Source organism: Actinomadura sp. NPDC000600 (assembly GCF_040492135.1).
Lineage (GTDB): Bacteria > Actinomycetota > Actinomycetes > Streptosporangiales > Streptosporangiaceae > Spirillospora.
In genome coordinates this window covers 96,732-109,448 of record NZ_JBEUPD010000001.1, presented here as the reverse complement: position 1 = coordinate 109,448, position 12,717 = coordinate 96,732, and the positions used below count along the sequence as shown (strand labels likewise).

The window sequence follows — 12,717 nt, the reverse complement described above, 5'->3', positions numbered from 1 at the left end:
GGGCGTCCGGCAGCCAAAGTAGATCACGTTCTCGTTTTGCAGTTCAACCCCTACCGGTAGGGCAACGGCTTAACTAGAATCTGTTCTCGTTTGATATCTGAGCTGGAGGAACCATGACGGAACGGCTGCCGATCAGCACCGAGCACTGCATCGTCGAGCGGGACGGCCACGTCGTCATCGTGACGATGAACCGCCCGGAGGCGCGCAACGCGCTCAGCTCGTCCATGCTGGTCGGCCTCGCCGACGCCTGGGCCTACATCTCCGACACCCCCGAGGTCCGCGTCGGCATCCTCACCGGGGCCGAGGGCACGTTCTGCGCCGGCGCCGACCTGAAGGCGATGGGCCAGCAGCCGTCCGATCCCCGCGTCCAGGAGCGGATGGCGCAGATCCCCGACTTCCACTGGAAGGGGCTGCTGCGCGAGGGCCAGCCGACCAAGCCGTTGATCTGCGCCATCGAGGGCTACGCCGTCGCCGGCGGCACCGAGCTGCTCGTCGGCACCGACCTGCGCGTGGTCGCCGAGGGCGCCACCCTCGGCCTTTACGAGGCGAAGCGCGGCCTGTTCCCCATGGGCGGCTCCGCGATCCGCCTGCCCCGCCAGATCGGCTACGCCAACGCGATGGACATCCTGCTGACCGCCCGCTCGGTCACCCCGCAGGAGGCCCTCGCGATGGGCCTGATCAACAAGATCGTCCCGGACGGGCAGGCGCTCGCCGCCGCCCGCGAGCTCGCCGACCAGATCGCCGAGTGCGGCCCCCTCGCCGTCCAGGGCATCCTGCGCACCTACCGCGAGACCCAGCACCTCTCCGAGGAGGACGCGCTCAAGATCTCCGACGAGATCGGCTGGCCGGTCATCGGCTCCGAGGATGCCAAGGAGGGCTCCCGCGCCTTCAAGGAGAAGCGCCCGCCCGTCTACCACGGCAAGTGACCGCCCCCGGCACGCACCGCCGGCCCGGCACCCGACCAGCGAACGCGACCCGTAACCGGGCCCCGGCACGCGACCGGCGAACCCGGCGCGTGACCGGGCAGCCCGCACGCGGCCGGGGAGCCCGGCCCCTGGAGCCGGAGAGCGGATAACGGGCTGTCCGTAAACGGGGGTCGGGTTTGCGGGATTCCTTGCGTGGCACCGCCTGGGGCGAAGGCGAGCACGGAAGGACGAGGCCATGGCCTTGCATCTAGGACGCAAGCAGCACGAGACCCCGGAGCAGACGGCCGAGCGGCCGCCCCGGCGGGCGCTCTGGCGGCGGACGGACGGCACGGCCGTCGAGCGCAAGCCGCCGCGGTGGCGGCGCAGCAGGGCGAACCCGGTCAGCGCGATGATCATGGCGGCGGGCTGGGCGGCGGTCGCGATCCTCGCCCTCGGCATGCTGCTGACCTGGGGCGACGCGAATCCGGGGAACACCCTGGTGGACGCGACCCTCGACGCGGGACGCTGGCTCGCCACGCCGTTCCACGACGTGTTCACGCGGCCCGACCCCGACGAGCAGCTCTACATCAACTGGGCCCTCGCAGGCGCCGTCTACTACGTCCTGGCGCGCGCCCTGTCCTGGATGACCCGCTTCTGATCCGCAGCTGAGAAAGCGCGCGGCCCCGGCCGGCGTCGGGAGGAACGACGCCGACCGGGGCCCGCGGGCGGTCAGCCCTCGGTGATGGTGTTGAGGCGCTCGATCGCCTCCACGTACTCCTCGATCAGGTCGTAGACGACCTGGGCGGCCGGCTTCACCTGGTTCATCGAGCCGACGATCTGGCCGACCGGGAAGGTGACCAGTTCGCCGTCGCCGGACCGCTGGATGCGGGGCAGGGCGTCCGCGATCAGCATGAACTGCATGGGCATCGGCAGGTAGCCCGGCGAGTTCTCGCTCTCCCACGCCTCGGTCCACGCGGTCTTGAGGAAGCGCGCGGGCTTGCCCGTCCAGGCCCGGGAGCGGACGGTGTCGCGGGACGTGGCGTTCAGCAGCTTCGGCAGGGCGCGCTCGGGGGTGTCGGCCTCGTCCACCGTCAGCCAGATCGAGCCCGTCCAGACGCCGTCCGCGCCGAGCGCCATGCCGGCGGCCATCTGCCGGCCCCGGCCGATGCCGCCCGCCGCGAGCACGATCGTGTCCTCGCCGACGGCGTCCACGACCTCGGGGATGAGGACCATCGTGGCGACGTCGCCGGTGTGCCCGCCCGCCTCGGTGCCCTGCGCGACGATGATGTCCACGCCGACGTCGACCTGCTTGCGGGCGTGCCGGGCGTTGGAGGCCAGGCCGGCGACCTTCACCCCGTGCTCGTGCGCCTGCTCGACGACGTCCGCCGGGGGCGGGCCGAGCGCGTTGGCCAGCAGCGCGATCGGGTGCTTGAGCGCCACCTCGACCTGCGGCCGCGCGGTCACGTCCGTCCAACCGAGCAGCGCCTTGCCGGCCTGCTCGCTGGGCGGGTCGACGCCGTGCTCGGCCAGCAGGTTCTCCAGGAAGTCCTTGTGCTGCGCCGGGATCATGCCCTGGAGCTTGCCGAGCAGCTCCTCGGCGTCGCCCACGTCGGCGCCCTCGTACTTGGCGGGCATCACGACGTCCACACCGTACGGCTTGCCGCCGACGTGCTCGTCGATCCACTTCAGCTCAAGTTCGAGCTCCTCGGGGGTGAAATGCAGGGCGCCGAGGACGCCCATGCCGCCGGCGCGGCTCACCGCCGCGACCACGTCGCGGCAATGACTGAACGCGAAGATCGGGTACTCGATGCCGAATAGTTCGGTGACTCGTGTCCGCACAGCCTCGACCCTAGGCGCGCACCCGCAAAACTGCAACAGGTTCTAGTTAGGAATCTCATCCCGCACGCCCACGAGCCTTGCTTCTAGAACACGTATCAGCCCGTATCCCGAGCAACGGACCGCTCCCGGTTCCCACCACGCCCCACCCCCACCGGCACGGGCCCAGCACGCGGCACGGAAGCCTGCACACAAGGGCGATACACGAGTCGGTGCGCGGGACCGCAAGACTGTCGCCACGCGGGCCGACGCCCGACCCGCCCGACAGCGCCAGTCGGCAGGGCGCACGGGGCAGCAGCCGGCCAACCCGCGGCAGGTCAACGCGAGGCGATGGGGCGCTGGCCGCCACGTCGGGCGCGGCCCTGAGCGCGGGCGGACCGGCGGCGCAGGCCGCTGAATGCGGCGCGGGCCAACCAGACGACACGCGGACGGCGAAAGGACTGCGGAGGGCGATACAGGCTGTGCAGGGCGGCGGCCAGGAGCACGCGGCGAACACGCGGACGGCGGAGGGAGAACGTCGGGGGACGACCTGGAGCACCCGCCGGTGCCAGGCAAACGGGCGGCGGACGGCAGCGCAGGGTGGAGCGCGGCATCTCAGGGCGGTGGGCGGGCCGTGTGGGGCGATGCGCGCGGGAGGGGTCGTCGCGCGGCTCAGCGGCGTTGGCGGGGCCGGCGGCCTTCCGTTGCCGGCGCTGGCCGCCAGGGACCCTGCGGCGGAGCCGGGGGTGTGGGCTCGGTCGAGGCCCGGGCGGCGAGCGGATGGGAGGGCAGCGCGGGAGGGGTCGTCGTGGCGGCTCAGCGGCGTTTGGCGGGGCCGGCGGCCTTGCGTTGCTGGCGTTGGCTGGTGGGGGGTGTGCGGCGGGGCTGGGGGGTGGGGTCGGCCTGGGCCGCGGGGGCGGCGGGTGGGGCCGGGGGCTTGGGCGGGCCGGGCGGGGTCATGTCGCCGAACTTGCCGTCGGGGCGGCGCGGGGCCGCCAGGGGCGGGGGCTCGCGGCGGGCCATGCCGAGGTAGCCGCCGACGAACAGCAGGACCAGGCCGAGGAGGACGCCGGCGGCCGGGATGTAGCTGCGCACCATGTCGATCTTCAGGGCCTCGCCGTTCGCCATGTCGACCAGGGCCTTCTGGTCCTTGTCGACGGTGATGAGGTCGGCCTGGGCGACGATCATGGAGCCCTTGCCGTCCGGCGTGCGGACGCTGCTGCGGATGTTCTGGCGGTGCTTGACCGGGATGCCCGTGCGCGGGTCGACCCAGACGGTGTTGTAGGCCTCGGCGTACCGGTCGACCTTCTGGTCGCCCGCGTCGTCGGGCAGGCCCAGCATCTTCGGCGGCAGCTTGGCGTCCAGCGCGGCCGTCTTGGTCAGCGGGATCGTCTGGGTGAACCGGTACGTCGTCAGGCCGTGGACCGTCTCGACGGCGTTGAACTGCATCGGCGCCGTCTGCTTGGTCGTCATGTCGAAGAACGGGTAGTCCCGCTTGTGCACGTTCGCGACCGGGAACAGCAGCCCGTACCCCGACATCCTCACGCCGTTGTCGCCGTCGACGTTGGTGCCGCAGCAGTTGGTCAGCGCGCCCGTCCGGCGGTCGAAGGCGATCCGGAAGCCCTGCATCTGGACGGGCTTGTCAGGCTTGTCCTGGTTGTAGATGTTGGTCGTGGAGTCCCAGACGGCGATCTTGTCGTTGCCCTCGTTGGCCCGGACGTCGCCGCGCACGGTGTTCCTGGCCAGCAGGGTCACCCCGGACTTGAACTTCCGCTCGGCCTCGTCGAAGTACGTGGAGTCCTTCGACTCCAGGCTCGTCACCTGGTAGCGGTTCAGCGGTGCGACGACCACCTGGTCGGCCACATAGAAACGGACGAGCGGCGCGAGCGTGAGGAAGAACGCGCCAAGGCCGATCAGGACCAGGCCGACCGGTCGCCGCATGAACACCTCCGGGGCTGCCGTCGTTCTCACGGCGGGCGGGGGCCTCGCCGTGCCGCGGGCCCCGCACCTCCAGCATGTCCGGGTCACCCTACCGGACGTGTGTACTGGTCGGTAAGCTCCCCGTTACCTCGGCGGCCTATCGAGGGCCCCCGGTCCCGCATGGCATCGCACCACACCGCAAGAGCGACGCGGCTCGGCACGGACGGCATAGCAAGAACGGGACGAACGGCTCGGCACGGCTCGGGTGACACGGCACGGTACGACACAACGGCTCGGCACTGCTCGGGTGACACGGCACCGCAAGAACGACACGGCACGGAGGGTGGGGTGGGGATGGCGGCGGCGCCCTCCAGGCGGGGTGAGCGCCGGGACGGGGGTGCTGTGGCGCCGCCCATCTCGGGGCATCAGGACACCCTGGACGGGGTCCGGGCCGTGGCGGCGCTCGCCGTTCTCGTCTTCCATGTCGCGAGCGCGGCCGGGTCCGTGACCGACCCGAACGGCATGGGGTGGCTGTTCAACGGCGGTCAGGTCGGCGTGCCGATCTTCTTCACGCTCTCGGGGCTGCTGCTCTACCGCCCGTGGGCGGCAGCCGTGCTGGACGGGCGGCCCGTCCCGCGGACGGCCGAGTACCTCCGCCGGCGCGTGTTCCGCATCATGCCCGCGTACTGGGCCGTGGTCGCGGTCTTCATGGCCACGGCCGGACGGGACCATGCCGCCGACCCGGTGACCTGGATCTCGCTGCTCACGCTGACCCAGACCTACCTGCCCGACCCGTGGTGGCCCGGCGACCTCGGCCCCGCGCATCTCGGCCAGATGTGGAGCCTCGTCGTCGAGGTCGGCTGGTACGTCACGCTCCCGGCCACCGCGGCGGTCCTCTCCTGGTACGCGCGGCGGACGCGCGCCCAGGACGTCGGCGTCCGCGCCCGGCGACTCCTCGTCGGCATCGGCGTCTACGCGGCGCTGTCGCTGCCCTGGACCGTCTCCATGTTCGTCCCGGAATGGCACTCCAAGATGGGGGTCTGGCTTCCGCGGTACTTCGTCTGGTTCGCGATCGGGATGGCGCTCGCGGTGGTGACGGTGTGGGCGCGGCTGGACGAGCGCCGTCCCGTGGCCGCGGTGTGCCGCGCCGTGTCGGACTCGTGGGCGGCGTGCTGGGCCGCGGCGGTGATGCTGTACGTGGTCGCGGCGACGCCCGCCGCCGGGCCGATCGGCCTCAAGCCGGACGTCTTCTGGACGTCCCTGCTGCACCTGATCGTGTTCGGGCTGTGCGCGGCGGCGTTCGCGGCGCCGGTGGTGCTCGCCCCGCCGGGGCACCCGGCGCTCGGCCCGATGCTCGGGAACCCGGTGATGCGGTTCCTCGGGCGGATCTCCTACGGCGTGTTCCTGTGGCAGCTTCCGATCATCGTCGGTTGGTACGACGCGACCGGCCGGGGATTCCGGGGGAGCGTTCTGACGGATCTGCCGCTGCTGGCCGCGGCGACCATCGCAGCGGGGGCACTGAGCTACTACCTGGTGGAGTGGCCGGTCCAGCGGCTGACCCGCCGCCGGGCCCCGGCCCGTCCGGCGGACCCTGCCCGGGCGCCGTCCAGCTGAGCGAGATCCGGCCGCCGGACTCACCGCCGCCGGGCGGCTTGGGCCGCCACAGCTCGATCGCGAGCCTGCCCACGATCACGAGCCCGAGGAGCTGGGGCGCGATGTCGCCGACCGGTCCGGACGGGGACGCCGGGTTGTCGAGCAGGTCGAGCCGGACGGCCGCGGCGAGGCAGCCCGCCCCGGCGAGCATGGCGAGCGCGACCGGCCACGGCGAGGCGAGGGCGCGCGGCACGGCGGAGCGGCGGGTGCGGGCCCAGCCGCAGACGGCCGCGACGGCGGCCGTGACGGCGAGGCCGGGAACCCCCGCGATCCAGCCGCCGAGCGCGGCGGCCAGAGCGAGAGCCGCCCAGGCGGGCCAGCCCGTCCCGGCGACGAGGGCGCGGGGGGACGGGCGTCGCCGGCGGCCGCGCCCGCCCGGCCAGAAGGCGGCGACCAGCAGCACGAGGAGCAGGGCGAGGCCGGATACGACGGCGATGCGCTGCGCCCGGTCGGGCGTGTAGGCGAGCTCGACGACGCCCCTGGTGCCCTGCGGGACGATCCAGCCCTGCTTCCATCCGTCGAGGCGGACGGCGCGCAGCTCGGTGCCGTTGACGGTCGCGCGCCACCCTGCGTTGAAGTTCTCGTTGACGGTGAGGAACGAGGAGGCGGCGGCGTCGACCTCCAGCCTGCGCGCGCTGGGCCCCCAGTCGAGGATCTTGACCTCCTGCGGCGCCCGGGCCGCCGCCCGGCCCGGCTTCGCGCCGACCGTCACCGTGTCGAGGCGGTAGGGGTCGAACGGCGCGGAGGCCAGCCGGTTCTGGCCCGCCCGCAGCGCGGCCGGGGTGCACGCGCTGAACCGCAGCGGCCGGCCCGCGAGCAGGTCGCCGAGCGTACCGGTCGCCTTGGTCTGGACGGCCTGGACGGTCTGGACGGTCTGGACGGCACCGCCGGCGATCCGCAGCTTCGGGCCGTACCCGCACGGCAGCCGCAGCGGGAAGGCGCGGACGTCCGGGAGCGGCCTGACTCCGGGGATGGCGAGGTCGACCACCTGGATGGGCTGGGCCTGCGTCTCCCTGAAGAAGGTGAACGTCAGGCGGTCGGTCGCCATCGGGGCGAACGTCAGCCTCCCCTGGGCGTCCGACAGCCCTTCGCGGACCTGGCCGTTCTCGCCCTCGACCCGGATGCGCAGCGGCCCCGACGCGGTGGGCGGGCGGGTGACCGTGACGGCGGACAGCTGCTTGCGCCCCTTCCACCGGACGGTGTACGTGGGCGCCTCGTCCTTCTCCCCGGCGATCCAGGACGTCTGCGGGTCGCCGTCGAAGGCCGACCGGGGCTGGTCGGCGGGGTGGTCGGACAGCGTGGACCCGGCGGCGACGACCGGGCGGCCGCGGGCGGCGGTGTAGCGCTCGATGAGCCGCCGGTCGGTGAGCACGGCGGTGCCGGTGACGGCGGCCCTGCCCGCGACGGCGGCGGTGAACGTCCGGTCGAACCCGTCCCCCTCCTCGTCGCCGGAGCCCAGGGACGGCGAGCACACCCAGCGGCGGTTGCCCTTCACGCACTCCCCCGCCGCTCCCGGCGCCCGGCTCATCACGTATGTCGCAGGCCCCCGGGAACCGGCGGGTGCGGGCATCGTGTACGTGCGGGCGGGCCGCACTCCGCCGATCGACAGCTCCGTGACGGCCGCGTGCGCGAAGCCGGGCACGGCCGGCTCGGAGGCCAGCGCGAGGATCCGCAGCCGCAGCCAGCGGGTCGGGCCGGCGGGCGCGCGGAGCGGCTGCCCGGTCGCGATCTTCTGGACGTCCTGCCGCACCGAACCGTTCTCGGTCTCGACGGCGACGCGCGCGACTGCGGGGCCGAGGGACGCGTCCTGGAGGAACGTGGCGGTGAGGCTCTGGACCTCGCGGGGCTTGTCGAAGTCGACGCGGAGCCACTGCCCGACCGGTCCGTTCCAGCCGCCCGTCCGCCAGGCGGTGAACTGGTCGCCGTCGAGCGCGGCGAACGGGGTCGCCTCGGGCTTGCGCGCCTGCGGGACCGCGTCGTCGCCCGCCGCCGACGTGGACGCGGTGACGTCGCGGACGCCGCCGCCGTAGGTCGCGTGGGTCGTGTAGCGCTTCCAGCCCTCGTCCAGGACGTCGGCGGCCTCGCCCTTGCGGGCGGCGGGGAGCGTCGGGGACGTCTGGTGCAGCTCCCCGAAGTTGCGGCGCAGCAGGCGGGGCGAGTCGGTCACGACCGGGGCGCCGCCGAGGTCGGCCGCGTCGTCGTCGAGCAGGACGGGCCCGTCGGGGAGCGCGCCGCCGTCGGCCATGGCGAGCAGCGACTCCGGCCCTCCGTACACGCGGACGGGGCTCACGGCGTCGGCGAGGTTCGCGACGCCGGCGGCGCCGCCGACCTCGTAGACCTCCAGCGCCGGGTACTTCTGGTCGACGGCGCTCACCGCGTCGTCGGCGGCTCCCCCGACGGGCGCGCCGAACGCGGCGACCCTGCGCATCCCCGGCGAGTCGGCGAGCGCCTGGTGGAGGCGGGCGGGCCAGGCGCCGCGCAGCGTCTCGCGCCGCAGGTCGTTGCGCACCAGGACGTACCGGACGCCCATCCGGCCGAGGAAGGCGCTCAGGCCGGGCGACCCCTGCCCGGACCGGACCTGCTGGTCGATCGCGTCCAGCGCGCGCGTGTATCCGGGCGACCCGGCCGGGACGAGCTGCCGGACGCCCCAGCGCGCCGACAGCAGCGGCTGGACGATGTCGTCCATCGGGCGGCCCCACAGGTACTCGCCGAACGGCGCTCCCGGGACGGCCAGCACGCCCTGCCGCCCGGCCCGCGCGTTGATCCAGGTCGCCGCGTCCCGCCAGTAGCGGGGCACCTCGTTGAACTCGCCCGACCCGGTCAGGCCGTTCGAGGCGGCCGTGAGGCCGATGCCGCCGAGCGCGACGGCGGCGGCCACCGGCAGGCTGAGCAGCGAGGCGGGCCGGAGGCCGGACGCGGGCCCCGCGGCAGGACCTGCCCCGGGGCCCGGGCTCCGCGCGCCGTCCGCCGGGTGCGCGCGGCGGGCCGCCGCGACGATCAGATGGGCGAGGCCGAGCGCGAGCGGCAGCCGGACGACCGCGTCGAACTTGTGGAGGTTGCGCATCGGGGCGAGCGGGCCGTCCAGCAGGTCGCGGAGCTGCCCGGCGAACGGGCTCGGCACGTCGCTGATGTGGCCCGTCGACAGGATCGCCAGTCCGGCGAGCAGCGTGAGCAGCAGGAACGTGCGCTCGGGCAGCAGCCGGCTCAGCAGCCCGGCGAGGCCGAGCGCGGCGGCGAGGCCCGTGCAGACGATCGCCACCGGGCCGAGCGACAGGCCGTGCCCGACCGGCGCCCAGACCTGCCCGTCCACGACCAGGTAGTTGACCCAGCGCTCCGCGCCGCGCAGCACGTTGACCAGGCCGGTCGGCCCCGCCGTCGTCTCGGCCTTCTCGGTGTAGGTCAGCCAGGAGAACCCGTACGTCCCGGTGAGCAGCAGCGGGACGAGCCACCAGGCCGTGGCCGCGCCCGCGCCCAGCGACCACCACGCGAGCATCCGCGCCCGGAACGAGCCGCGCGGCCGCGTCACCACGTACACGACCGGGACGACCAGCACGGCGACGGTCGCGGTCGCGTTGATGCCGCCGCAGCAGGCGATCGTGAGCCCCGACGCGGCCGCGGCCCTGAGCCGCCCGGTATCCCCGGTCGCCGCGCCGACCAGCGGAAGGACGATCCAGGGCAGCATCGCGACCGGCAGGTACTCCGAGGAGATCTGCCCGAGCGTGGCGAGGCCGTTGGGGGCCAGCGCGTAGGCCATCGCCGCGAACAGGCGGGCGCCCTGCCCGGGCCCGCCCGCGGTGGAGGGGCCGCCGACACCGCCGGCGCCGCCGATGCCGAGCCGCCCCGCGAGCCGCCAGGTGCCGAGGAACGCCAGGCACATCAGCAGCGCCAGCCAGAACCGCTGGGTGATCCAGGCGGGCATCCCGGCCACGTCGCCGAGCGCGAAGAACGGCCCCATCGGGAACAGGTAGCCGACGGCCTGGTTCTGCAGCTGGCCGAACTGCTCCGGATCCCACAGGTGCAGGGCGCGGCCGAGGAACCCGAGCGGGTTCACCGCCATGTCGATCTTGGTGTCGGCGAGGATCGCGCCGGGCCGGGTGCCGAACGCGAGCGCGGTCAGCGCGAGGCAGCATGCGAGGACGCGCAGCCGCTCCCGCACGCGGCCCGCGATGTCCGGGCCGTCCGGCGCGGGTCGGCGGGACGCGCCGGCGCGGGGCGGATTCGCCTCTCCCACGGCCATGCTCGCCCTCTGCCCCTCTCCTGTGGTCCCCGGGGCCCTGCTCCCCGGGTGCTGCCCCGGACGTCAGCCAGGGTGTTCGTCACCGTACCTTCGGTCGCCCCGCGCACCGCCCGGATCGCCCCGGACCGCGGAGTCGATGAGGCCCCGCATCCGGGCGGCGGTGTGCGCCCAGTCGAACTCTGCCGCCCACCTCTGACATTCCGTGGCGACCCGATCGCGCTCCGTGCGGTCGGCCAGGTCCTTGAGGGCGCGCCGGACGACGTCGGCCTGGTCGTCGCCCGCTCGGACGAGCCATCCGGTGGTCCCGTCGCGGACGGCGTCGCGCAGGCCGTCCACGTCGTGGGCGACGGTCGGGACGCCGAGCGCCGCGGCCTCGATGACGCTGAGTCCCCAGCCCTCGCCCTGGGACGTGCTGAGATGCAGGTCGGCGCGGGCGACCAGGGCCGCCTTCACGTTCTCGGGGACGTAGCCGTGGGCGACGACGATCTTCTCCAGGCCGCGGTCTTCGATCCCGGCGGCGAGCAAGCCCGCTTCAGGGCCGTCCCCGACGATGTGGAGCTTCAGCCCTGGATGGGTCTCGGCGAGGTCCGCGGCGAGGTCGAGGAGCAAGGAAAGGCGCTTGTGCGGGACGAGCCGGGTCACGCAGACGAGGTCAGGGTCCCCGGCGGGCTCCGTGACCACGCCGTCGGGTTCGGCGACCACCGTTCCGTTGTGGACGACGTGGGTCGGCCCCGTCCAGCCCAGTCGCTCCCTGACGGCGCGCTGCGTGGATGGCGAGACGACCACGAACGCATGCCGCCGGTACGTCCAGCGGCTCACCGGGCCCTCCAGGACCTGGCCGATCCAAGCGAGCCATCTGGGGAAGTACAAGCCGAACTGGGCGTCGTGCACATGGTGGATGACGCAGAACACCGGTACGCGCCGTGGCAGAACCCACGGCGTGAAGAACGGGATGCCGTTCTGGCAGTCGATGACCGCGTCGAAGCGTCCCCGCCCCAGGCGGAACCCCAGCATCCACAGCAGCACGAGGGGGTAGACGGTGAAACGGCCGCCGAGACGCACGAACTCCACGTCCTCGACCCGTTCCCTGCGCTTCTGCCCCGGCGCCCTGCTCGTCACGTAGTGGACGCGGGCTCCTTCACCGGCGAGCCTGCGCGCCAGTTCCCAGGCGTAGCGCTCGGCGCCGCCGGCGGCGGGATGCCAGGGATCCCGCCAGTTGACGACCGCCAGCCGCAGTTTCTCGCTCATCCCGTCTTCGCGCGCGACGTGGAGGCGTTCTCCGGCAGGGCGACCGGCTTCGCCAGGGCGACCGGGTTCGCCAGGGCGACCGGGTTCGACAGGGTGGTCGAGTTTGCCAGGGTCAGGGACTCCGCCAGGGCGACCGGCACCGGGACCGGCTCCCCCAGGGCCGCCCGGAGCGGGACGATCGGGATGTTCGACACCACCGGCACGAAGGGCAGCCGGAATCCGGCGCGCGCCCGGATCCGGACCAGGTCGAGCAGGCATTGCAGCGAGTGCCGCCGGACCGAGAACGTCGACCCCGGCCGGTCGCGCCAGATCACCGGGATGTCCGTGACCGACGCCCCCCGCCGCACGCAGTGGGCGAGGAGCTCGACGTCGAACGAGAAGCCGACCGTGCGCAGGTCCGCCGCCGCGGCCCGCCCCAGCGGGCCGTAGAAGAACTTGAACCCGCACTGGGTGTCGGGGATGCCGCCCACGAGGTCGCGGACGATCCGGTTGAACGTGATGGCGCCGAGGCGCCTGACGGGCAGCGCGTACCCCTGGACGACCGACCGACCGTGGCGCCTTGACCCGACCACGACCGGGCGGCCCTCGCGCAGCAGGACGATGGCTTCGTCCAGCGCGGCGAGGTCTGTTGCCATATCGGCGTCCATGAACCCCACGTAGGGGGCCCGTGTCTCGAGCAGTCCGGCCCGGACCGCCGCTCCCTTTCCCCGGCGTTCGCAGCGCACCAGCCGGACGGGGACCGGCCCCGCCCAGGCCTCGACGATCCCGGCCGTCCCGTCGGTGCTGGCGTTGTCGACGACGATGACCGCCGCCCGCACCGGCAGCGCGGCGAGCTTGGCGCACAGCAGATCCAGCCCCGCCGGAAGCCGGTCGGCCTCGTTGTGGGCGGGGACGACGATCTCCAGGAGCGCCGGCCGGTCACGCCAGGTCCCCATCAGG

The 12,717-nt window shown here is 73.8% G+C and carries 7 protein-coding genes and 1 pseudogene; 3 read left to right on the top strand and 5 right to left on the bottom strand.

All coding sequences use genetic code 11. The features are described from left to right. Window positions 1–113: 113 nt before the first annotated feature. Together ABWI07_RS00445 and ABWI07_RS00440 are read left to right on the top strand one after the other, a co-directional pair. Window positions 114–926, top strand: coding sequence for a crotonase/enoyl-CoA hydratase family protein (locus tag ABWI07_RS00445; protein ID WP_149259249.1), 813 nt, complete (start codon window positions 114–116; stop codon window positions 924–926). A 235-nt stretch (window positions 927–1,161) separates the two neighbouring features. Continuing rightward, the gene (locus tag ABWI07_RS00440; protein ID WP_353817218.1) at window positions 1,162–1,563 is read left to right on the top strand and encodes a hypothetical protein; all 402 of its coding nucleotides are present in this window, start codon (window positions 1,162–1,164) and stop codon (window positions 1,561–1,563) included. A 71-nt stretch (window positions 1,564–1,634) separates the two neighbouring features. Here ABWI07_RS00440 and ABWI07_RS00435 read toward each other — a convergent pair whose 3' ends face one another. Both ABWI07_RS00435 and pgfA read right to left on the bottom strand, forming a co-directional pair. Continuing rightward, window positions 1,635–2,744, bottom strand: coding sequence for an NAD(P)H-dependent flavin oxidoreductase (locus tag ABWI07_RS00435; RefSeq protein ID WP_149259247.1), 1,110 nt, complete (start codon window positions 2,742–2,744; stop codon window positions 1,635–1,637). Window positions 2,745–3,536: 792 nt separating this feature from the next. Then, window positions 3,537–4,661, bottom strand: a complete 1,125-nt coding sequence (gene pgfA / locus ABWI07_RS00430; protein ID WP_353817217.1) for a cell envelope lipid trafficking protein PgfA — start codon at window positions 4,659–4,661, stop codon at window positions 3,537–3,539. Window positions 4,662–5,042: 381 nt separating this feature from the next. On the opposite strand from pgfA, the gene ABWI07_RS00425 reads away from it, so the two are divergent. Further along, window positions 5,043–6,254 carry an acyltransferase family protein gene (locus tag ABWI07_RS00425; protein ID WP_160160901.1) on the top strand — a complete coding sequence of 404 codons (1,212 nt, stop codon included), beginning with the start codon at window positions 5,043–5,045 and terminating at the stop codon, window positions 6,252–6,254. A gap of 1,063 nt (window positions 6,255–7,317) precedes the next feature. On the opposite strand, the pseudogene ABWI07_RS00420 reads toward ABWI07_RS00425, so the two are convergent. From ABWI07_RS00420 to ABWI07_RS00410, 3 genes and pseudogenes are all read right to left on the bottom strand, one after another. Continuing rightward, window positions 7,318–10,530, bottom strand: a pseudogene (locus tag ABWI07_RS00420) (alpha-(1->3)-arabinofuranosyltransferase domain-containing protein); the annotation flags it as partial. A gap of 63 nt (window positions 10,531–10,593) precedes the next feature. Then, entirely contained in the window at window positions 10,594–11,778 is a 1,185-nt protein-coding gene (locus ABWI07_RS00415; protein ID WP_353817216.1) for a glycosyltransferase family 4 protein, read from the bottom strand. Then, complete coding sequence (locus tag ABWI07_RS00410) at window positions 11,775–12,713, bottom strand: glycosyltransferase (protein WP_353817215.1); 939 nt, start codon at window positions 12,711–12,713, stop codon at window positions 11,775–11,777. The genes ABWI07_RS00415 and ABWI07_RS00410 overlap by 4 nt, the downstream gene beginning before the upstream one ends. Window positions 12,714–12,717: the final 4 nt, after the last annotated feature.

Bases quoted from the DNA above. Each gene is read 5' to 3' on its own strand.
- ABWI07_RS00445 (WP_149259249.1), top strand. From the start codon at position 114: ATGACGGAACGGCTGCCGATCAGCACCGAGCACTGCATCGTCGAGCGG.
- ABWI07_RS00440 (WP_353817218.1), top strand. From the start codon at position 1,162: ATGGCCTTGCATCTAGGACGCAAGCAGCACGAGACCCCGGAGCAGACG.
- pgfA (WP_353817217.1), bottom strand. From the start codon at position 4,661: ATGCGGCGACCGGTCGGCCTGGTCCTGATCGGCCTTGGCGCGTTCTTC.
- ABWI07_RS00415 (WP_353817216.1), bottom strand. From the start codon at position 11,778: ATGAGCGAGAAACTGCGGCTGGCGGTCGTCAACTGGCGGGATCCCTGG.
- ABWI07_RS00410 (WP_353817215.1), bottom strand. From the start codon at position 12,713: ATGGGGACCTGGCGTGACCGGCCGGCGCTCCTGGAGATCGTCGTCCCC.